The organism is Candidatus Pantoea communis (assembly GCF_011752685.1).
GTDB classification, from domain to species: Bacteria; Pseudomonadota; Gammaproteobacteria; order Enterobacterales; family Enterobacteriaceae; genus Pantoea; species Pantoea communis.
The window spans coordinates 166,976-186,789 of the sequence record NZ_VWXC01000001.1 but is presented as its reverse complement, the minus strand read 5'-3'; the positions used below and the strand labels follow the sequence as shown (position 1 = coordinate 186,789).

General features: G+C 55.7%; 19 protein-coding genes. 11 read left to right on the top strand and 8 right to left on the bottom strand.

The features are described from left to right. Positions 1-16: 16 nt before the first annotated feature. A complete protein-coding gene (locus tag F3J37_RS00810; RefSeq protein WP_166931280.1) occupies positions 17-907 on the bottom strand; it encodes a LysR family transcriptional regulator in 891 nt (296 codons plus the stop codon). 113 nt (positions 908-1,020) lie between these two features. On the opposite strand from F3J37_RS00810, the gene F3J37_RS00805 reads away from it, so the two are divergent. The 7 genes from F3J37_RS00805 to F3J37_RS00775 all read left to right on the top strand — a co-directional run bounded on the left by F3J37_RS00805 (position 1,021) and on the right by F3J37_RS00775 (position 8,040). Beyond that, entirely contained in the window at positions 1,021-2,163 is a 1,143-nt protein-coding gene (locus F3J37_RS00805; protein ID WP_166931277.1) for a serine hydrolase domain-containing protein, read from the top strand. Next, positions 2,163-3,332, top strand: a complete 1,170-nt coding sequence (locus F3J37_RS00800; protein WP_166931275.1) for an MFS transporter — start codon at positions 2,163-2,165, stop codon at positions 3,330-3,332. Before F3J37_RS00805 ends, F3J37_RS00800 begins: the two co-directional genes overlap by 1 nt. A gap of 95 nt (positions 3,333-3,427) precedes the next feature. Then, positions 3,428-4,222, top strand: coding sequence for an SDR family NAD(P)-dependent oxidoreductase (locus F3J37_RS00795; RefSeq protein ID WP_034827267.1), 795 nt, complete (start codon positions 3,428-3,430; stop codon positions 4,220-4,222). A gap of 195 nt (positions 4,223-4,417) precedes the next feature. Continuing rightward, a complete protein-coding gene (locus tag F3J37_RS00790; protein ID WP_166931273.1) occupies positions 4,418-4,768 on the top strand; it encodes a hypothetical protein in 351 nt (116 codons plus the stop codon). Positions 4,769-4,817: 49 nt separating this feature from the next. Next, positions 4,818-6,818 carry a protein-disulfide reductase DsbD family protein gene (locus F3J37_RS00785; protein ID WP_166931270.1) on the top strand — a complete coding sequence of 667 codons (2,001 nt, stop codon included), beginning with the start codon at positions 4,818-4,820 and terminating at the stop codon, positions 6,816-6,818. Next, the gene (locus tag F3J37_RS00780; protein WP_045814387.1) at positions 6,818-7,540 is read left to right on the top strand and encodes a DsbA family protein; all 723 of its coding nucleotides are present in this window, start codon (positions 6,818-6,820) and stop codon (positions 7,538-7,540) included. The genes F3J37_RS00785 and F3J37_RS00780 overlap by 1 nt, the downstream gene beginning before the upstream one ends. Then, positions 7,537-8,040: a protein disulfide oxidoreductase gene (locus tag F3J37_RS00775; RefSeq protein ID WP_166931267.1), complete on the top strand. Its 504-nt coding sequence runs from the start codon at positions 7,537-7,539 to the stop codon at positions 8,038-8,040. The genes F3J37_RS00780 and F3J37_RS00775 overlap by 4 nt, the downstream gene beginning before the upstream one ends. A gap of 263 nt (positions 8,041-8,303) precedes the next feature. Here the strand turns inward: F3J37_RS00775 and F3J37_RS00770 are convergent, their stop codons facing one another. Next, complete coding sequence (locus F3J37_RS00770; RefSeq protein WP_166931264.1) at positions 8,304-8,633, bottom strand: cupin domain-containing protein; 330 nt, start codon at positions 8,631-8,633, stop codon at positions 8,304-8,306. 128 nt (positions 8,634-8,761) lie between these two features. On the opposite strand from F3J37_RS00770, the gene F3J37_RS00765 reads away from it, so the two are divergent. Next, entirely contained in the window at positions 8,762-9,397 is a 636-nt protein-coding gene (locus tag F3J37_RS00765) for an RpiB/LacA/LacB family sugar-phosphate isomerase (RefSeq protein WP_166931261.1), read from the top strand. A gap of 106 nt (positions 9,398-9,503) precedes the next feature. On the opposite strand, the gene F3J37_RS00760 is transcribed toward F3J37_RS00765, so the two are convergent. The 6 genes from F3J37_RS00760 to F3J37_RS00735 all read right to left on the bottom strand — a co-directional run bounded on the left by F3J37_RS00760 (position 9,504) and on the right by F3J37_RS00735 (position 15,895). Beyond that, positions 9,504-10,241: an ABC transporter ATP-binding protein gene (locus F3J37_RS00760; protein ID WP_166932005.1), complete on the bottom strand. Its 738-nt coding sequence runs from the start codon at positions 10,239-10,241 to the stop codon at positions 9,504-9,506. 18 nt (positions 10,242-10,259) lie between these two features. Beyond that, on the bottom strand, positions 10,260-11,126 hold the full coding sequence (locus F3J37_RS00755) for an ABC transporter ATP-binding protein (RefSeq protein ID WP_166931258.1): 867 nt from the start codon (positions 11,124-11,126) through the stop codon (positions 10,260-10,262). After that, positions 11,098-11,904 (bottom strand): ABC transporter permease, encoded by an 807-nt coding sequence (locus F3J37_RS00750; RefSeq protein ID WP_370662121.1) that lies wholly within the window; start codon positions 11,902-11,904, stop codon positions 11,098-11,100. The genes F3J37_RS00755 and F3J37_RS00750 overlap by 29 nt, the downstream gene beginning before the upstream one ends. Before the next feature lie 95 nt (positions 11,905-11,999). After that, positions 12,000-13,025: an ABC transporter permease gene (locus tag F3J37_RS00745; RefSeq protein ID WP_166931252.1), complete on the bottom strand. Its 1,026-nt coding sequence runs from the start codon at positions 13,023-13,025 to the stop codon at positions 12,000-12,002. Then, complete coding sequence (locus F3J37_RS00740) at positions 13,022-14,611, bottom strand: ABC transporter substrate-binding protein (protein WP_240154055.1); 1,590 nt, start codon at positions 14,609-14,611, stop codon at positions 13,022-13,024. The genes F3J37_RS00745 and F3J37_RS00740 overlap by 4 nt, the downstream gene beginning before the upstream one ends. 102 nt (positions 14,612-14,713) lie before the next feature. Continuing rightward, on the bottom strand, positions 14,714-15,895 hold the full coding sequence (locus F3J37_RS00735; protein ID WP_205298833.1) for a mandelate racemase family protein: 1,182 nt from the start codon (positions 15,893-15,895) through the stop codon (positions 14,714-14,716). Positions 15,896-16,194: 299 nt separating this feature from the next. Here F3J37_RS00735 and F3J37_RS00730 point away from each other — a divergent pair, with 299 nt between their 5' ends. From F3J37_RS00730 to F3J37_RS00720, 3 genes are all read left to right on the top strand, one after another. Then, positions 16,195-17,310 carry an ABC transporter substrate-binding protein gene (locus tag F3J37_RS00730; RefSeq protein WP_166931243.1) on the top strand — a complete coding sequence of 372 codons (1,116 nt, stop codon included), beginning with the start codon at positions 16,195-16,197 and terminating at the stop codon, positions 17,308-17,310. 132 nt (positions 17,311-17,442) lie between these two features. Continuing rightward, complete coding sequence (locus F3J37_RS00725) at positions 17,443-17,865, top strand: DUF2231 domain-containing protein (RefSeq protein ID WP_166931240.1); 423 nt, start codon at positions 17,443-17,445, stop codon at positions 17,863-17,865. After that, on the top strand, positions 17,862-19,154 hold the full coding sequence (locus F3J37_RS00720; RefSeq protein WP_166931237.1) for a PQQ-dependent sugar dehydrogenase: 1,293 nt from the start codon (positions 17,862-17,864) through the stop codon (positions 19,152-19,154). The genes F3J37_RS00725 and F3J37_RS00720 overlap by 4 nt, the downstream gene beginning before the upstream one ends. The last annotated feature ends 660 nt before the right edge of the window (positions 19,155-19,814 follow it).

Here is a 19,814-nt window from a genome sequence, read left to right as displayed (position 1 = left end):
CAAGCAAATACAACCGTTAACCCGGCGAAAAGACGCGCGTGCTGAGAAAATCAATTAACGCGCGGACTTTGGGTGAAGGATGTTTACTGGCGGGCCACAGCAGATGAAACACATTGCGGTGACAGGCGTAATCGCTAAGGATTTCGACCAGTGTGCCTTGCGCGAGGGCTTCCCGCACTGAGAAATTAGGCAGCATAGCAATCCCTAAACCTCGCTTCGCAAAACAGACTCGCGTCTCGATGTTGTTGCACACCATGCTGCAAGGCAAAGCCAGCTCATGTTCATCTTCATAACCGCGTAGTACCCAGCGTTCCAGCTTGCCGGTGGTGTTGAAGCGATAATGCAGGCAGGCATGATGTTGCAAATCTTCCGGCATCTGCGGCGTGCCGTGACGCGCCAGGTAATCGGGTGACGCGACGGCAACCGAGCAGGCATAACCCAACTTGCGCGCCGAAAGACGAGAATCCGTCGGCTGGCCGCCACGCATGACCGCGTCATAGCCTTCGGCAATCACATCCACCAGGCGATCGCTAAAATCGAGATCCAGCTGAATATCAGGATAGGCCGCCATAAAATCACCCAGCACTGGCAAAATCAGTGAGCTAACGATTGGCAGGCTGAGTTTTAATCGCCCGGTCGGACGCTGTGCGGCCTTCGATAATTCACTTTCGGCTGCTTCTATCTCGGCAAGAATACGCCTGCTACGCTCCAGAAACAGCGTGCCTTCAGCGGTGAGGGTGATGCTACGCGTGCTGCGGTGAAACAGCCTTACACCCAACCGGTCCTCCAGACGGGCGATACTCTTCCCGACCGCCGACGCCGTAACCCCCAGATGTCGTCCCGCCGCCACAAAACTGCGTGTTTCCGCCACCTGAACGAACACCATAAATCCATTGAGGCTGTCCATCTTGACCCCTTATTCAGGACAAAAATGTCCGGTGAGTCATGAAATGTACCCTACTTTTTCCGTAATCGGGAAGTGGCTACCTTAATCGGACTTATGACTCAGGAGCGAGAACGATGCAAAAGATCCTTAAGCAGGTGATGCAAACGGCACTGGATGAACAGCGTCTGGTGGGGATGGAGGTCATGGTGAAGCGCGATGGCGAAACCCTGTTCCATCAGGCAGCGGGCTATGCCGATCGCGAAAGCCAACGACTGATGAGCGTGGGTGAGCGTTTTCGCCTCGCCTCCGTCAGCAAGCCAATAGTCAGTACTGCGGCGATGATGCTGGTCGCAGCGGGAAGGCTGTCACTGGATAGCGATACCACGCGCTGGCTGCCAACGTTTAAACCGCGGCAGCCTGACGGCAGCCGGGCGCTGATCACGTTGCGTCAACTACTAAGCCACAGCGCCGGTCTTAGCTATCGCTTCCTTGAAGCCACACCCGATGGACCCTATGCGCGGGCAGGGGTCTCGGACGGTATGGATGCGACCCCATTATCCCTGCAGGAGAACCTTCAGAGACTGAGTACGGTTCCCTTGCTGTTCACTCCGGGAACAGCGTGGTGCTATTCACTGGCGATGGATGTTGTGGGGGCGATCATTGAACAGGTCCAGCAGCAGCCATTGCCTGAGGCCATACGTTCTCTGGTCACCGGGCCACTGGGGATGAAACAGACGGGCTTCTCACTGTCAGCCGACCAATCTGTTGCAACCGCTTATGTCAGCGACACGCCGCGTCCACATATCCTGAGCGAAGGAGAGGTGGTTGCACCGTTTGAAGGGACCGTGGGTATCCCATATAGCCCCGCACGCGTATACGATCCTCAGGCGTTTCCGTCTGGCGGCGCAGGCATGGTCGGAACGGTCAGTGATCTCATGACGCTGCTGGAAATGCTGCGCAGCGGAGGCGGTACTCTACTGTCGCCAGAGTGGATTGCAGAGATGGCCCAGGATCAAGTCAGCGAGCACGTCTTGCCGGATATGCCTGGGGTCGGGTTTGGACTGGGCTTCTCGATATTGCGCGATCCGCTGCTGGCAGGCTCACCGGAATCCGTCGGCACCTGGCGCTGGGGGGGCGCTTACGGTCATGCGTGGTTTGTCGATCCACAACAGGCCTTGAGTGTGGTGGCCTTTACCAACACGCTTTATGAAGGCATGTCCGGACAATTTGTTAATGACCTGCGCAATGTTGTTTACCAGGCATTACAGGGGGCCTAATGAGCGCACGTTTACCGTTAGTGCCTCTGTTCACGCTCAGTCTGGCGGCGTTTGTCACCATCGTTACCGAAGCCTTGCCCGCCGGATTACTGATACCCATGGCTCAAGATTTACAGGTATCAGTGGCTGCTGCGGGCCAGAGTGTGTCGACTTTTGCGATAGGTTCCCTCCTGGCTGCCATACCGCTGATGGCCTTGTTGCAGGGCATACCACGACGTCGCCTGCTGCTCTTTGCGCTGGCAGGATTCACCGCCGCCAACGCGGCAACCGCGCTAGTGAGCCACTATTCATTGATGCTAGTGGCTCGGATTCTGGCCGGTATGGCAGCGGGTCTGCTGTGGGCGCTATTGGCGGGTTACGCCGCCGCCATGGTACCGCCTGAGCAGAAGGGCAAAGCCATCGCCATGGCGATGGCCGGCACGCCCCTGGCGCTGGCGTTTGGCGTGCCGCTGGGAACCCTGGTGGGCAACGTAATTGGCTGGCGCCTGAGTTTTGCCGCACTGAGTGGTTTATCGCTGCTGCTGATGCTGTTATTACGGCTGACTGCGCCACAGCAGCCAGCAGACCCGGCGCAGCAGCGTTTGCCTTTGCGCCAGGTGTTAATACTACCCGGTGTGGCCAGAGTGCTGATGCTGGTGCTCTGTGTGGTGCTGGCGCACAACATCCTCTACACCTTTATCGTGCCATTTTTACAACCTGCCGGGCTGGCCCCCTGCGCTGACGCGATATTGCTGATGTTTGGTATCAGTTCGCTGATCAGCATTGTTATCACAGGCTGGTGGGTGGACCGCTACTTACAGCCGATGTTGTTGATCAGCATTCTGTTGTTTATGGCTGCCGCGCTGCTGCTGCAACTGTTTTCCACCTCGGCAATGGCAATCGGGTTAGCGGTCATGTTGTGGGGATTGGCGTTTGGCGGAGCGGCCACACTGTTCCAAACCGCGATGGTGGAGCATGCCGGTAATGCGGTGGATGTTGCGCAATCGATGCTGGTCACGGTTTGGAATCTGGCGATTGCCGGCGGCGGAATCCTCGGGGGGGCGTTGTTGCATAGCGTCGGCGTCAGCGGTTTTGCCCCGGCACTTTTATTACTGCTGACGGTGGCACTGTGGACGATTTGGCGGGGAAGAAAACGGGCCGCAAGCGCTTATGGTCATCCCGGATCGTGATAATAACCGCATGATTTGATAAGGCATATTTCATACGCTCAACCAGGCTTGATGGATGTTCTGCATGATATTGCGCATCCATCAAGGAGATCTGTATGAAAATTGATTTGCACGGTAAAACCGCATTAGTCACTGCCTCAACGGGCGGCATTGGCTTCGCCATCGCTCAGGGATTGGCTGAGAGTGGGGCCGAAGTGGTGCTTAACGGTCGCAGTGAAGCCTCGGTAAGCCGCGCGCGTGAGAAGCTGAATGGATTGGTGGCGGGGGCCAAAATTCATACTTTTATCGCCGATCTGGGTAGCGCGCAGGGCGTGAAGCAGTTGCTTAACGGGTTACCGCCCATCGATATTCTGGTCAACAATGCGGGGATTTATGGTCCGCAGGACTTTTACGCCACCGATGATGAAACCTGGGAAGCGTACTGGCAGACCAATGTGATGTCGGGCGTACGTCTGTCTCGCGCTTTGTTGCCGGAGATGGTGAAACGCGGTTGGGGGCGTGTGGTGTTTATCTCTTCTGAATCGGCGCGCAATATCCCCGCGGATATGGTGCATTACGGTGTGACCAAAACCGCGCAACTCTCCCTGGCGCGTGGGCTGGCGAAAGTCGCGGCAGGGAGCGGCGTGACGGTAAACAGTGTGCTGCCTGGCCCTACGATCTCCGATGGCTTTGCCGCGATGATGGAAGACGAGGTAAAACGTACCGGAAAATCGTTAGAGGTGCTGGCAAAAGAGTTTGTGATGGCACAGCGGCCGAGCTCGGTGATTCAGCGCGCGGCAACGGTCGATGAAGTTGCCAATATGGTGGTATACGTCTGTTCACAACAGGCATCAGCTACCTCCGGCGCGGCGTTGCGCGTTGATGGCGGTGTGGTGGATGATATTGTTTAACCATTTGATGGTAAGCACAAAACCGTAGCGGCGTGATTTATGCTTTCTGACAGCTATCAAACTGCCAGAAAGCATAAATCATTGCGCTGCTACGCTATCGACATGCAAAACACCAAGACAAAAGTTTACACAGCAAAGCTTGGTGTTTCTGCTGCGAGTGAATAAAATGCCCGCACTTTACTCTGGGGCGATGGCATGACCAAATCAGCACAACGCGCAAAATGGATTCTGGCACTGCTTTGTCTGGTGCTGGCGTTTTGTCTTGCCCAGCGTAGCTTTAATTTGCCGAGTGCCCCTCAGGCGCAGATCAGCGCCTCGTCGTTCAGCGATCATGAAACGTTCGGTGGCGAAAAACTCTGCTCCATCAGCGGAAAATCACTGCACGCGGCTGCCCCGATTATCGACAGCGTCATGCCGTTTTTATTGATGGTCGTGGCTCTGCTTACCACGCTATGCACTTCTAATGCGGTTAGCGGCTATCGTCGCGAACCCCTCTTTCCGCCGATACAGCGGCGGCATCTGACCTTCTGTGTCTTCCAGGAATAACACCACGCTGTCCATCGCGTAAACCTTGTTATTCACCGGAGAAAAATTCATGAATCTCTTTATCAGGAGCCTGCTGCTCCTGTTGGTCAGCTGCACGAGTATTGTGCACGCTGCCGACACAGGCTGGCTGCGTAATGCACAAAACAGCCATGCTGAAGTGCGCTTACGCAGCGCAAACAATGGCGCCGATGCGCAAATATTGCTGGATATCCGCCTGGAAAAGGGTTGGAAAACCTACTGGCGGTCGCCGGGCGAAGGCGGCGTGGCCCCTGAAATTCGCTGGCAAACCCCCGATGTCAATGCCACGTGGTATTGGCCAGCACCTGCTCGTTTTGACGTGAGCGGACTCACCACCCAAGGCTATAAAGGCGATATCACGCTGCCGATAGCGTTGGCGAAGGTGTCAAATAAACACCTCGCCGGCACGCTCACGCTGTCGACCTGTAGCGATGTCTGCATTCTGACCGATTTCCCTTTCACGCTGGATCTCGACCAGCAGGCTGACCCCGATTTTGCCCGCGATTACGCCCGGGCGATGGGGCAGATCCCCGCTGAAAGCGGTTTGACCGATCAACTCGACGTCAGCAACGTCAATGGCGAACTGCAAATCCGCGCTCAGCGTCAGGGTGGTTGGACTAAACCTGAGCTGTTCTTCGACTATCCAAAAGGCAGCATGCTGGCTGCACCGCAGATCACGGTGAAGGGCGACATACTCAGCGCTCGGGTCGCGGTCACCGATGAGTGGGGCGAAGCAGCACCCGATTTGCGCGGTAAAACCTTGTCGCTGGTGGTTGTTGACGCGGGTATTGCCCAGCAAAGTTCGGTGATTATCGGCGCTCAGCCCCTTGTCTCCGACAGCACATCACAAACCCTATGGTCGGTGATATTGCTGGCGCTGTTGGGCGGATTGATCCTTAACCTGATGCCATGTGTGCTGCCGGTGCTGGCCATAAAACTCAGCGGTCTGGTGCAGCAACAAGGCCAATCGCGGCGTCAGACCAGGCAGCAGTTTCTTGCCTCCAGCGCTGGGATCCTGTTTTCGTTCCTGCTGCTCGCGGCGTTGATGACCGGCCTGCGGCTAAGCGGGCAGGCGCTGGGCTGGGGCATCCAGTTCCAGAGCAGTGGTTTCCTGCTATTGATGGTACTGGTGATGTTCCTGTTCACCGCCAGTCTGTTCGATTTACTGCATTTCCGTTTACCTTCAGGCCTTAATACTCGACTGGCAACGCAGGGCGGTAGCGGGCTGCTGGGGCATTTTGGTCAGGGGGCTTTTGCCACGTTATTGGCGACGCCGTGCAGCGCGCCGTTTCTCGGAACCGCAGTGGCCTATGCGCTTACCGCACCCTTGCCGCAGTTATGGTTGCTGTTTGCCGCATTAGGTATCGGCATGAGCTTGCCATGGCTGTTGGTGGCGGCATTGCCAGGTTTGGCGCGCTGTCTGCCGCGTCCGGGACGCTGGATGATTCATCTGCGTACTCTGCTTGGTCTGTTAATGCTGCTCGCCACCTTCTGGCTGGTCACGCTGTTGATCCCGCATTGGGGTAGCACCGTTGCCACGGTACTGGGTGGCGTATTGCTGCTGGTGCTCTGTGGCTGGTTAATTCAGCGTCGGGCGCTGCAACAAGCCGGTGTGGTATTTATCACTCTGACGTTGGTGGGGGCGGTATTCCTGATGACGCGCATTGAGCCAGAGGAGGAAACGCTCTACTGGCAGCCGCTGACCGAAGCGGCAATCAATCAGGCACTGGAGCAAGATAAGCGCGTGTTTGTCGATGTCACCGCCGACTGGTGCATTACCTGCAAGGTGAATAAATCCCGCGTGCTGAATCAACCTGACGTGCGTGCCGCGCTGAAAGCCGACGATGTGGTGCTGCTGCGCGGTGACTGGACCCAGCCCGATCCGGCGATTGGTGAATTCCTGCGTAAACGCGACCGTGTCGCCATCCCTTTTAACCAAATTTATGGCCCGGCACTGCCGCATGGCCACATTTTGTCACCGTTGCTGAGTCGTGAAGCGGTGATTTCTACTCTCTCTGAGGCCAAAAAATGATGAAAAAATCCCTGTTACTGTCCCTGATGTTTCTGACGCTGCCTGCGCTGGCGGCGGCACCCTTTACACCTGAACAAGAGGCACGCATCAAACAGCTGATTCGAGAAACGCTGGTGCAGAATCCGGCGATTCTGGCCGAAGCAGCGGATGCCTTTGATAAAGAAGCGGCGAAACAGCAGCAGAGCGTTGTCGCGCAGATGGTGAAGAAAAACCACGATGCCTTGTTCAACGATGCGGGCTCGCCACGCATCGGCGCTGAAAAACCAGCACTGACGCTGGTGTATTTCACTGATTACAACTGCGTGTTCTGCAAGAAGTTCGATGCGGATATCGAGAAACTGCTGAAAACTTATCCTCAAGTGGCGGTGGTATTGAAACCGCTGCCGTATCGTGCCGAGACATCATTGACCTCCGCGCGTCTGGCGTTAACGGTTTGGGAACAACAACCTAAAAACTTCCTGAAACTTCATGAGCGCTTAATGGCGAAAAAGGGTAACCACGATGAGGCGAGCATTGCAGCGGCGCTGGATAAAACTGGCATTAAGCTGAAAGAACCCAGCAAAGCCAGCCTCGACACCATCAATGAGAATCTGACGCTGGCGCAGCAGTTAGGCGTTCAGGGCACACCTGCTACGCTGGTGGGCAATGAGCTGATCAGCGGCGCGGTGCCTTATGCGCAACTGGAGGCGGCAGTGAAGGGCGCGTTGCAGGCGAAGCCATGACGCGCATTAAGCGCTGGCTGCGTGAAGCAGCAGTGCTGGTGCTGATCGCCGCGGCGATAATCTGGGGCATGGATTGGCTGCGCGCGCCGCAGCTGCCAGCCGATCTGGCACAAAAGCCGCTAACGACGCTGCAAGGCGAAGTCAATCTGGTCACATTAAGCCAGGACAAGCCGGTGCTGGTGTATGTGTGGGCCACCTGGTGTGGGGTGTGCAAACTTACCACGCCAACGGTGGCTGCACTGAGCCAGAACGGTACGCAGGTGGTGACTGTGGCGCTGCGATCGGGTGATGACCCGCGTGTCGCGACCTGGCTGGAGAAGAAAGGTCTGCGCGGTCCGGCGGTGAACGATGAGAACGGTGCAGTGAGTCAACGCTGGGACATCAGCGTGACACCGACCTTTATCGTATTGCAGCAGGGCAAAGTGGTGAGCACCACCACCGGCTGGAGCAGCAGTTGGGGATTGAAATTGCGGCTCTGGTGGGCGGAAAAATTTAGCTAGCGCGTAAGTGAATGTCAGATCGCCCTAAACAGCGTATTGACTGACAGATAGGATTACTGCTTAGCCAGGCTGTCACTTCTCGGAGTGGCAGCTTTTCGTGCTAAGGCAAACGAATGACGTGAAGGCACCGCGTTAGCGGTGCGAGGACCGCCAGCCCCAAAGGGGCCCCAGACTGCGTTCACGCTGGTCGTTTAACAGACAAGCGGTAATCCAGCAGGAACTCATGCACTATCCAGAGATGCAACTGCATGTGTATCCGCTATCTACCGCGCTCCGAGAAAATCCTCACGCTGCGGTGTAAAGGTATCAAGCAGGGTACCCGCTTCCAGACAAACGCAACCGTGCACCACATTGGGCGCTTTATACAACGTATCTCCAGCGCCGACCTCCCGCGTAAGCCCATCAATCGTAAAAGCGAAACGGCCCGACAACACGTAGGTCAGTTGTTCATGTGGATGATGATGCAACGGTCCAACCGCATCCTTCTCAAAGGTCACTTCGACCGCCATCATCCGTCCCCCGTGGGCCATGACTCGCCTCTTCACGCCGTTACCGAGGTCTTCCTGAGTGGTTGCGCTTTTATAAATAAACATGGGTTCTCCTCACCAGTGACTTCATTAATGTGTGAAGTAACTCACACCAAAAGGGACATTTCAGGGCTGCATTTTAGCGCACCTTGATTAAAATGAAACAGTGTTTCAATTTAATTTGAGGATGGATCATGAAAATCGCTTTGATGATGGAAAATAGCCAGGCCGCTAAGAACGCAACCGTATGGAAAGAACTGCAAAACGTCGCGCAACCGCTCGGCCATCAGGTATTTAACGTCGGCATGAGCGACGAGCAGGATCATCATCTGACTTATATTCACCTCGGCATCGTGGCCAGCGTCCTGCTTAACAGCAAAGCGGTGGACTTTGTGGTCGCCGGTTGTGGCACCGGACAGGGCGCCCTGGTATCGCTCAACCTGCATCCTGGCGTGGTGTGTGGCTACTGTATCGATCCCGCTGATGCCTATCTGTTTGCTCAGATCAACAATGGCAATGCGCTTTCGCTGCCGTTCGCCAAAGGTTTTGGCTGGGGTGCAGAACTGAATCTGCGCTTTATCTTTGAGAAAGCCTTTACCGGCGAGAAAGGCCTGGGTTACCCGCCTGAGCGTAAAGAGCCGCAGGTGCGCAATGCGGGCATTCTCAATGAAGTCAAAGCCGCGCTGCTGAAAGACAATTACCTGGATTCGCTGCGTGCGCTGGACCCTGAGTTAGTAAAAACCGCAGTGAGCGGGTCGCGTCTGCAGGAGTGCCTGTTCGAACACGGACAGAATCAGGATATCGTGCGATACGTGCGTGAATTGCTGTAATGCGCTGCTGTTAAGCGGATCTTGCTACTCAAATCAGGTGCGCACCCTTGCGCACCTGACCAGAACTCACCTCAGCGCCATCCCCGTTGATGGCAGCCTGTACCGTCTAAGTCCGACTCGACTTCACCAGCATCTGCGTATAGGCCACCTGCGCCCGATTCCCCACTAATGCATCAACATCCAGTGTCTCCAGCACTTTCCCGTGTTGCATCACCGCAACCCGATGACACAAATGCGCCACCACACCGAGATCGTGTGTCACCATCAGGTAGGTGAGATTTTCCTGCTGCTGTAAATCACTCAACAGGTTCAGGATCTCCGCCTGTACCGACACATCCAGCGCTGAGGTTGGCTCATCCAGTAACAGCACGCGCGGTTCGAGGATCAACGCACGTGCAATGGCCAGACGCTGGCGCTGACCGCCAGACAGTTGATGCGGATAGCGAGTTTGCCAGGCTCGGTTGAGGCCCACTTTTTCCAGCATGGTCATCACGCGTTCGGAACGTTGTCCGATGCCGTGAATATGCAGCGGCTCTTCCAGAATGTCGCCAATGGTATGGCGCGGATGCAACGAGCCATAAGGATCCTGGAACACCATCTGCACCTCGCGGCAGCGTGCGCGGGCAATGCGATGCTCCAGTTTTTCTCCGGCAATCGCTAGTTCACCATCCCAATGGGTAAACAACCCGGCAAGACATTTCAGCACCGTGGTTTTCCCCGATCCAGACTCGCCGACCAGACCAAAAATTTCTCCTTCACGCACCGACAAATTGACGTCATATAGCACCTGGTTGCGCTGCTCATCCTCGCCAAAGCTGAGGTTAAGGTGACTCACACGGATCATCTCGTTCATGCTCTCTCCTTAAGGTTGTAACCAGCTGGCCTGGCGCTGTAGCACTGGCAACCGAGAACGGCGCGCATCCATATCCGGCAGCGCGGCCAGTAATCCCTGGGTATAAGGATGCTGGGCGTGGTCGAGTTGATCGGCAGACAGCGATTCGACCACGCGGCCGGCATACATCACCAATACGCGATCGCAAAAGCGCCGCACCAGATTGAGGTCGTGACTGATAAAGATCAGGCCCAGTCCGCGCTGTTGCACCAGTTCATCCAGCAGCGTCAATACCTGCAAGCGAACGGAAACATCCAGCGCCGAGGTCGGTTCATCGGCGATCAGCAGTTCCGGGTCGGTAATCAGCATCATGGCGATCATCACACGCTGACCTTGTCCGCCGGAGATCTCATGTGGGTAGCACTGATAGACGCGCTGAGGATCGCGGATCTGCACCACCTCCAGCATCTCCAGCGCCCGCTGGCGTGCCACCTCACGCTGCCCCGGATGGTGACTGCGCCAGGCTTCGGCAATTTGTTCACCCACGCGTACCACGGGATTCAGTGAGTATTTCGGGTCCTGCATGATCATCGAAATACGTTTGCCGCGCACGGCACGCATTTGTGCAGGAGAAGCCCGCAGCAGATCGACATCAGCAAACTGCATGCGCTGGGCGGTAACCTGCGCGCTGCGCGGATGCAGTTGCAACAGTGCGCGGCCCACCGTGGATTTGCCCGAGCCCGATTCACCGACAATCGCCAGCTTTTCCTTACCCAACTGGAAGGAGATGCCGCGCACCGCTGGAGTCATCTGGCGGCCGTTGACGAAATTAACCTGTAGATCCTGCACATCGAGCAGGTGGGCAGCGCTATTCGCTGCGGGGATCGAGGATGTCACGTAAGCCATCTCCTAAGAAGTTAAACGCCAGACTGTTGATCAGAATCGCTAACCCAGGCACGGTGACCACCCACCAGCACTCCAGCATATAAGTGCGGCCACTGGCGATCATCGCGCCCCATTCCGGATCGGGCGGCTGCGCGCCCAAACCGAGGAACCCCAGGCCCGCAGCAGTCAAAATGATGCCTGCCATGTTCATCGTGATGCGGATGATCACCGAAGGCAGACACAGCGGCACAATGTGCTTCCACAGAATGCGCAGGGAAGACGCGCCCTGTAAGCGCACGGCAGAAACGAAATCTGCCTGCCGCAGCGACAACGCTTCCGCGCGTGCCAGACGGGCAATCGGCGGCCAGGCAGTGAGGGTAATCGCCATCACCACATGTTCCAGGCCGGGACCCAGCGCCGCGACAAACGCCAACGCCAGCACCAGACTCGGGAATGAGATGAAGATATCGGTGAAGCGCATTAATACGCTGTCCACTTTGCCGCCGAAGTAGCCTGCAGTGACGCCCAACAACAGGCCTAATGGCCCGACGGTGATCGACACCAGCATGACGATATACAAGGTAATGCGCGCGCCCCACACTAAGCGGCTGAAGATGTCGCGTCCAAACTCATCGGTGCCAAACCAGTGCTGCGTGTTCGGCGGCGTGAGTGCGTTATTTAAATCCTGAATCAATGGATGGTAGGGGGCGATCCACGGCGCAAACAGCGCCACGATCAGCAGCAGTAAAATGATGCCGCCGCCGATGGCCGTGAGGGGATTGCAGGCCATTTGCCACAGGAAATGGCCGATACGCGAGAGGGTACGACGACAGCGTGCCACACGTTCGCGCGTGCTGCTCGCATGAAGCAGATCGAGAGAGGCAGTCATACTTTGGTCCTCGGATCGAATACCTGATAAAGCAGGTCAGAGAGCAGGTTAAGCAGCACGAAAATCAGGCCGACCACCAATACGCAGCCCATCACCGCATTCATGTCGCCGAGCATCAAACTGCCGGTGAGATAAGAGCCAAAGCCGGGCCAGGAGAACACGGTTTCAATCAGCACCGCGCCTTCGAGCAGGGATCCGTATGCCAGTGCCACCACCGTCAGCAACTGCACCAGAATATTGCGGAAGGCGTGTTGCCAAATCACTTGCCACTCGGTCAGCCCTTTCACCCGTGCGGTCAGGATGAACTCCTGCGACAGCTGCGCAAGCATAAAGCTGCGCGTCATGCGGCTGATGTAGGCTAGCGAGTGGAAACCCAACAGCGAAGCGGGCAGGATCAGATGATTGAGCGCGTTGTTAAACACCGTGATATTGCCCGCCAGCAGCGCATCCACCAGCAGCAAACCTGTACGGCGCGGCACAATACCATCCAGGCTGAAATCAACCCGTCCGGCACCGCCAACCCAACCCAAATGCGCGTAGAACAGCAGTAAACCGATCATGCCGACCCAGAAGATTGGCGTGGAGTATCCAGCCAGACTGATAATGCGCACCAGATAATCCACCAGGCTGTTACGGCGTGCCGCAGCCCAGACGCCCAGCGGTACGCCGAGTCCGGTGCCAAGCACAATCGCCAGCGTGGCGAGTTCAAGGGTGGCAGGGAACACGCGCAGGATATCGTTAATCACCGGCTGCCCGGTGAGCAGCGCCAGCCCAAGATTGCCGTGCAGCAAACCTTGCAGGTAGATCCAGAACTGCACCCACAGCGGTTTATCAAAGCCTAACTGGTGATAAACCTGCTGGTAAGTGGCGTGGTCGGCATCCGGTCCAACAATCGCCAGCACCGGATCGAGCGGCATCACGCGGCCAATAAAGAAGGTCAGCAGCAACAGGCCGAATAGCGTGATGGCAACCTGTAATGTTCGACTACGCGCTCGACGCCAGTGGCGTTTGGTTAAGGTCATTGGACACCTCCGGCCAGGCTGTCTGGCGTTTTCCACACATCACGCAGGAAGGTGGTGGCAGAAGGATGCGGCACATAATCCTGCACGCGATTATTTACCACCACGGAATCCGTCATCTGCGAAATCGGCATCAGCGCCGGGATCAACTGGTCGTAACGCTGCTGAATCGCCACGTAATCCTGCTGCTGTTTGGTGCTGTCTCGCTCCAGCAGCGCCTGATCGATCATCTGATTAAGCTGAGCATCGTAGAAGCCGGTGCGCCAGCCCTGGAAGTTGGTAAGTCGGGCGCTGTCGGCGTTATTTGGGTTGTACACCAGCGATCGCAAACTGGAGTGCGGATGCGGTTCAACACCACTGCCGCCACGCCCCACCAGTAAATTGAACTGACGTTCGCGCATTGCGCCATAAATCTGGTTGCCAGTGCCGGTGATGATTTTGGCGCGAATGCCTGCCTGCATGAGCGTGGATTGAATGGCGATGGCGATATTGAGGAACGGCTGATCAGCCAGCACACGCAAGGTGGTGTCGAAGCCATTAGGGTAGCCCGCTGCGGCTAGCAACGCTTTGGCTCGCGGCACATCAAGACGATAACCGGGATCGGGCAGTGTTTCCGGCATACCAGACTGGATGGGACGCTGATGCAAGGTGCCATAACCGGCCATCAGCGTTTTATTGATGCCCTGATAATCGACTAAGTAGCGAACGGCTTCGCGCACCTGCGGATTGGCGAAGTGGTCATCCTTCATGCTCATCGCCAGGTAATAAAGGGTGCCTTTCTGCACCGCATCAATGGTGAGGTCCGGATCGTGGCGCAGCGCCTGCACATCGGGGATTGCCATGTTACTGGCAATGTCGATATCGCCTTTCTCCATCATCAAGCGCAAGGTTTGTGACTCCTGCAAATGCCGAAACACCACGCGGGTTAATCTGGCAGCACCACGCCAGTAATTGTCATCCCTGCTCATGCGCAATACATCCTTGGCCTGCCAAACATCGAGACGAAACGGGCCTGAACCGGCTTCGTGCGTGGTTAACCAGCGGTTGCCCCAGTCCTTATTGACCGCATGTGCCTGCACAGTTTTGCTGTCCAGTACCACCATGCTACCGAGTGCGGCCAAAGAATAGAGCACCAGTTGCGGATCGTTAGGCTTAGGCAGCTGGATCACCACCGTGCGGGCATCCGGTGCAGTGATCATCTGATCCACATTGTCTTTACTGAAGCCATAGGATTTCCACACTGACGCCTGAGCCAGATTGAGATGCAACACCCTGCGCATCGACCAAATCACGTCTTCGCTGGTGAGTGGGTTACCGGAATGGAAATGCACGCCGTCGCGCAGATGGAAAGTGAGTTGGCGATGATCGGCGCTGATCTCCCAGCGCTCCGCCAGAGCAGGGCGTACATGGGTGAGCTGGCGTGGATCCAACTCGACGAGCCCATCATAGAGATTGACCACAATGCCCACCACTTCATTGCCGGTCATCGCGGCGGGGTCCAGCGTCAATAGGTTGTTCATGTTCATGCCCACAATCAACTGGTCGTCTGGCGTGGCGGCCAGCAGCGACGGGCTACCCGTGAGCAGCATTAGCGCGGCGCACCATGCTCTGCAATAACGAGATATGTTCATAAGCAAAGTCCAGCAGGTCAGAGGTTTATAGTTGTTTGCCGTACTGCTTGTGTTCGACGCTTACCAGCGATTAACCGTATGCGTTTCAATCCAGCTGAAATTGATGTCCTCCCCGAGTCCAGGCCGGGTAGGTAGATGCACAAAGCCTTGATCATCCATCGGATCGACCAGGTTGTTGAGATAGGCGGGCGGTTGCTCGTAATCGAGGAACGGGTGCAGCAGTCCGCGTTCATACCAGCGGCAGTTACGAATCGCACCCACCACCGCAATGCTGGCCGCGCCATTGCCGTGCACTTCACAATCCATGCCGAAGGCTTCTGCCAGGCTGGCCACTTTCAGGGTGGCAGAGATGCCACCGACGCCGTTGGCTCCGGCACGCAGGATGTCACAGGCACCTGCACGTACCCAGTCGGCACGACTGTGGTGTTTGCCGCCGAGGCTTTCCGGGCCGAGTACGTCAATGCTTAGGTTCTCCGCCAGCCAGGCGTAAGAGGCCATGCTCTCCTCTTCCATCGGCTCTTCAAACCAGGCGAAGTTAAGCTTTTCCAGCGCTTTGCCGATGGTAAGCGCCTCACTGCGGCTGTACCAGTGGTAGCCATCCAGCATCAGGGCGATATCCGGGCCCACCGCTTCACGCACCGCCGCGCAGGCCTTGATGTCCATCGTGGTGCTGGGTGCAAAGGAGACCGGCGGCATCCAGGTATGTAACTTGATCGCCTTATAACCACGCGCCACCAGCTTTTCAGCAAACTGCGCATACTCATCCGGCGTTGAGAGGCCGCCTTCCAGTTCGTCGCCACACATGGTGCTGCCGTAGGCGGGAATTTTTTCACGGTAACCGCCCAGCAGCTTATGGACCGGTTGTTTAAGCTTGCGGCCAATCAGATCCCACATGGCTTGTTCGACAGTGGAGAGTGCGCGCTCAGTGAGTTGGTGCGCGCTGCCACGCTGCCAGTGCACCAAATCCTGCCACAAGCGTTCACGATCAAAGGCGTTTTGCCCGATCAGCACCTTACGGAAGAAGGCGTTGACCACATGCGGCCGTATGACTTCGGCTGGTGCGAAAGCATATCCGCAATCGCCGTCTTCGCTGGTCAGCGTGAGCAGCGCCATTTGCGCATCGGTTTCTGCACCAGGGTGCGAGTGGCCCGCGCTATCTGATACGCGGCGCGTAGGGTAGGTAAAGAGAGTGACATCAATGGCGCTGATCTTCACGGTAAGACCTCCAGACAGGATTTCCATGCTCAGGGCGAGCATTAAATTAAAAATAAAACAGCGTTTCAATTCGTAATTTAGCGTTCACAATTTGTTTACGCATTAGGTGAAGTGCGGGAAGAGAAGGTCATTACCTGGGCAGTTGCATGGGGTGCTGTGAGCACTTTCACGAAAGAAGGTCGTTTTGTGAGCGGCTACACAGTAAGAAAAACGGCAAGGGGATGTAAAAAAATGTGTCTCAGGGGCTTTTCATTTCGCGTCTGCCAGGTAATAGTGACGCCGCGAAATTTTAATAATAATCATTATCATTTGTATGGGTAGACATAATGAAAAAATGGCTGTTAGCGCTGGGGTTACTGGCTGTGGCGGATTCCGCTTCGGCAAAAATCATCACTGACATTGCAGGACGTCAGGTTGAAGTTAAAGAGGAATCGAAACGCATTATTTTGGGTGAAGGGCGTCAGATGTATCTGCTGGCGGCATTCGATACCGCCGCGCCTTTCCATCGCGTAGTGGGCTGGCGTGATGATTTCCATAAAGCCGACTACGACGGCTACATGGCGTACGAGAAAAAATATCCTGAGATCAAAAAGCTGCCGACCTTTGGTGGGGCGAAAGACGGCACCTTCAACGTTGAGCAGGCGCTGACGTTAAAGCCGGACCTGGTGCTGATGAACCTCGAATCAAAAGCCGCCACGGATGAAGGCAAGTTGATTGAGAAGTTGCAGGCGGTTGGCGTTCCGGTGGTGTTTATCGACTTCCGCGAGAAGCCGATGGAGCACGCCGAGAAAAGCATCCGCATCATGGGCGAACTGGTCAATAACCCGCAGCGTGCTGAAGAGATTGTGGCTTTCCGCCGCGCGCAGATCGAAAAGGTGACCGATCGCCTGAAAAACTTCACCGGCACACGTCCAAAAGTGATGATTGATCGTGCAGGTGGCTACACCGATGAATGCTGCATGTCGTTTGGTAATGAGAACTTTGGTCAGATGGTCGAAATCTCCGGCGGGAGCAATATCGCTAAAGATCTGATCCCTGGCACCTTCGGTACCCTGAACCCAGAGCAAATCATTGCCAGCCGTCCGGATGTGGTGGTAGTGACCGGTGCCAACTGGAAGAACTACAACACCGTGGGCAAATGGGTGGGCGTTGGCCCTGGCGCAGACACCAAAGAAGCCACGGCACGTCTGAAGTTGCTGATGATGCGCGATGCGTTTAAAACCCTGCCAGTTGCCCACAACGGCAATGCACACGCCATCTGGCATCAGTTCTACGATAGCCCATATCAGTTTGTCGCGATTCAGGCGATGGCCAAGTGGCTGCATCCGGATCTGTTCAAAGATCTCGATCCTGACGCCACCTTCCGTGAGTTCCATGAAAAGTTTCTGCCATTGCCTTATCAGCCGGGTTACTGGGTGACACTGCCTGCGGATAAGTCATAACCTTTAGGCTTTTTGCGGTAATCGCGCGCATTACTCTTCATCTTTACTAATATTTTACAGGCGGTTGGCTGCGATTTCGGGGAAGCGAAACGCAGCCATCGCCTGAATAATAAACGTAATAGGGAGAGTGAAATGTTGTATACCTCGGGACGTTCAGCGTTTGCGGTGGGGCTTTACGCTCTGCTGGAACCGCTACCGCTGGGCTTTTTTGTTGCAGCCTGGCTGTTCGATATTATCTATCTGCAAACCTTCGTCATCATGTGGACCAAATCAGCCAGTTGGTTGATTGCTATCGGTCTGGTGCTCGCCATCCTGCCAAGATTAATCAGTCTTGTTTACTTATTCCGCGGACCTTATCCCAGTGAAAAGACCCATTTCTGGCTGTCACTACTGGCCATCGTCGTGGCTATCGCAAATGCTTTTATTCATAGTCGTGATGCGTATGCCGTGGTGCCGCTTGGGGTAACGTTGTCGACTCTGGTGGTGGCACTGCTGTTGCTCGCCAACGTGCAGTTAGCGCTGCGTGGACGCATTACAGCAGGAGGTCGCGCATGAAACAGATTCTGAGTGCAGTGACCCTCGCCATGCTTCTCAGCGCTTGTGATGATGGCGCACTTATCGATCCGCAAAAACAGATTGGCCCCAATCCTGAACTCCCCCAGGCGCAAAACTTCTTTGTACCGCCGATGCAGGTGCCGGAGGGTATCCCCTGGAAAGCCGGTGAAATGCCAAAAGTGGCGGAGGGGCTGAAGATTGAAAAGATCGCTGATAACTTACAGCATCCACGTCAGGTGCTGGTGCTGCCGAACAATGATGTGCTGGTGGCCGAATCCAACGGCACACCGAAACCCACAACCGCGCCGAAAGATCTCATTACCGGCCTCGTGAAAAATGCTTCAGGCAAAGGCGGGGCCGGTGGCAATCGCATTACGCTGTTGCGTAATGTGAACGGCAAGTGGGAGCAGCATAGATTTATCGATAACCTGACCGCGCCGTTTGGCATGCAGCTGGTGGGCAATACGTTGTATGTTGCCAACGCCGATAGCCTGGTGAAATTCACGTATGAAAACGGACAAACTGAGATTCGTACGCCGCCGGTGGTGGTGACTGAACTGCCCGGCGGGCCGATTAACCATCACTGGACTAAGTCACTGCTGGCCAGCCCCGACGGCAGCAGGCTGTATGTCGGGGTAGGGTCAAACAGCAACATTACGGAAAATGGCATTGGTGCCGAATATCGTCGAGCGGCGGTACTCGAAGTCGATGCGGCGAGCGGTGCCAGCCGTATCTATGCCAGTGGGCTGCGCAACCCCACCGGTCTGCAATGGGAACCGCAAACGGGCAAGCTGTGGGCGATCGTTAATGAACGCGACGAGATTGGCTCGGACCTGGTGCCGGATTATATGACTTCGGTGCAGGACAAAGGCTTTTACGGCTGGCCATACAGCTATTACGGCCAACATGTCGATGTGCGGGCGCAGCCTCAGCGGCCTGACTTAGTAGAAAAAGCCATCAAGCCAGATTACGCGCTCAGTTCACACGTGGCACCGCTCGGCTTGCTGTTCTATGGCGCTGATAACATGCCGCAGTATCGTGGTGGGGCGTTTGTTAGTGAGCACGGCAGCTGGAACCGTACGCCGTTGAATGGCTATCAGGTGGTGTGGGTGAAATTCGAAAACGGGAAACCGGTTGGTCAGCCACAGCCGGTGGTGAGCGGATTCCTCACCGATGACCAAAAACAGGTACGGGGCTTACCGGTCGGACTGGCGTCAGATCAGCAGGGCGGTGTGCTGATCGCGGATGATGCGGGTAATGCCATTTGGCGTGTTAGCTCCGCCAACTGATTTCTGCAGGCAATAAAAAAGGATTTGGCCATTTAGCCAAATCCTTTTTTTATGTTCGCTAACCGGCTGGTAACCGCGTTGCGAACGGGGTGCTCAGCACTCCTCACAAAGCAAATCATAAAATGTGCGGGAGAATATTTCAAGTTTCGCAAAAGTACTGTATGGTTATACAGGTGTTGAGTGGCGAGCGTAGTCTCATTGTTTTCTGATGACTCCCAGGGGCGCGGATTGTCAAATCCCGGCAGGTTTCAGGTGGTGCTGGCCTGTGGCTTCCACAATGAGTGGCGCTCAGCACTCCTCACAGCTGTGCTCAGGCCATCGGCGGGTGGAGTCAAAGCTCCGAAGGCTGAAAAGCGCGCTCCTGTCAGAGGAGAAGGAAAGTGATGGAACTTGTTCGGTTACTCCTGGACCTGGTCCGGGTGATCCTGCAAATCATCGTTGCCCTTTTGCAACTGACCGGTCAGGCACATTGACCGGAACTTGAAGCAAGGCGGAGCTCACCCCTCCGCCTTTTTTCGTTAGTTTCAACAGGTGATTTTTTCTCAATATCGGTAGTTACCTTCCGGCACTAAATTCTCTTTGCCAGACAGTGAAAATGTGATTATCAGCTTAGCTAACTTATGTTATGAATTTAGTCTTAGAAAAAAATAATCAGGTAAA

Excerpts from the sequence above, each read along its gene's own strand:
- F3J37_RS00740 (WP_240154055.1), bottom strand. The coding sequence starts at position 14,611 with ATGCTGCTCACGGGTAGCCCGTCGCTGCTGGCCGCCACGCCAGACGAC.
- F3J37_RS00735 (WP_205298833.1), bottom strand. The coding sequence starts at position 15,895 with ATGGAAATCCTGTCTGGAGGTCTTACCGTGAAGATCAGCGCCATTGAT.
- F3J37_RS00765 (WP_166931261.1), top strand. The coding sequence starts at position 8,762 with ATGAAAATCGCTTTGATGATGGAAAATAGCCAGGCCGCTAAGAACGCA.
- F3J37_RS00775 (WP_166931267.1), top strand. The coding sequence starts at position 7,537 with ATGACGCGCATTAAGCGCTGGCTGCGTGAAGCAGCAGTGCTGGTGCTG.
- F3J37_RS00790 (WP_166931273.1), top strand. The coding sequence starts at position 4,418 with ATGACCAAATCAGCACAACGCGCAAAATGGATTCTGGCACTGCTTTGT.
- F3J37_RS00730 (WP_166931243.1), top strand. The coding sequence starts at position 16,195 with ATGAAAAAATGGCTGTTAGCGCTGGGGTTACTGGCTGTGGCGGATTCC.
- F3J37_RS00810 (WP_166931280.1), bottom strand. The coding sequence starts at position 907 with ATGGACAGCCTCAATGGATTTATGGTGTTCGTTCAGGTGGCGGAAACA.
- F3J37_RS00785 (WP_166931270.1), top strand. The coding sequence starts at position 4,818 with ATGAATCTCTTTATCAGGAGCCTGCTGCTCCTGTTGGTCAGCTGCACG.
- F3J37_RS00720 (WP_166931237.1), top strand. The coding sequence starts at position 17,862 with ATGAAACAGATTCTGAGTGCAGTGACCCTCGCCATGCTTCTCAGCGCT.
- F3J37_RS00795 (WP_034827267.1), top strand. The coding sequence starts at position 3,428 with ATGAAAATTGATTTGCACGGTAAAACCGCATTAGTCACTGCCTCAACG.
- F3J37_RS00805 (WP_166931277.1), top strand. The coding sequence starts at position 1,021 with ATGCAAAAGATCCTTAAGCAGGTGATGCAAACGGCACTGGATGAACAG.
- F3J37_RS00760 (WP_166932005.1), bottom strand. The coding sequence starts at position 10,241 with ATGATCCGTGTGAGTCACCTTAACCTCAGCTTTGGCGAGGATGAGCAG.
- F3J37_RS00750 (WP_370662121.1), bottom strand. The coding sequence starts at position 11,904 with ATGGCCTGCAATCCCCTCACGGCCATCGGCGGCGGCATCATTTTACTG.
- F3J37_RS00725 (WP_166931240.1), top strand. The coding sequence starts at position 17,443 with ATGTTGTATACCTCGGGACGTTCAGCGTTTGCGGTGGGGCTTTACGCT.
- F3J37_RS00800 (WP_166931275.1), top strand. The coding sequence starts at position 2,163 with ATGAGCGCACGTTTACCGTTAGTGCCTCTGTTCACGCTCAGTCTGGCG.
- F3J37_RS00745 (WP_166931252.1), bottom strand. The coding sequence starts at position 13,025 with ATGACCTTAACCAAACGCCACTGGCGTCGAGCGCGTAGTCGAACATTA.
- F3J37_RS00780 (WP_045814387.1), top strand. The coding sequence starts at position 6,818 with ATGAAAAAATCCCTGTTACTGTCCCTGATGTTTCTGACGCTGCCTGCG.
- F3J37_RS00770 (WP_166931264.1), bottom strand. The coding sequence starts at position 8,633 with ATGTTTATTTATAAAAGCGCAACCACTCAGGAAGACCTCGGTAACGGC.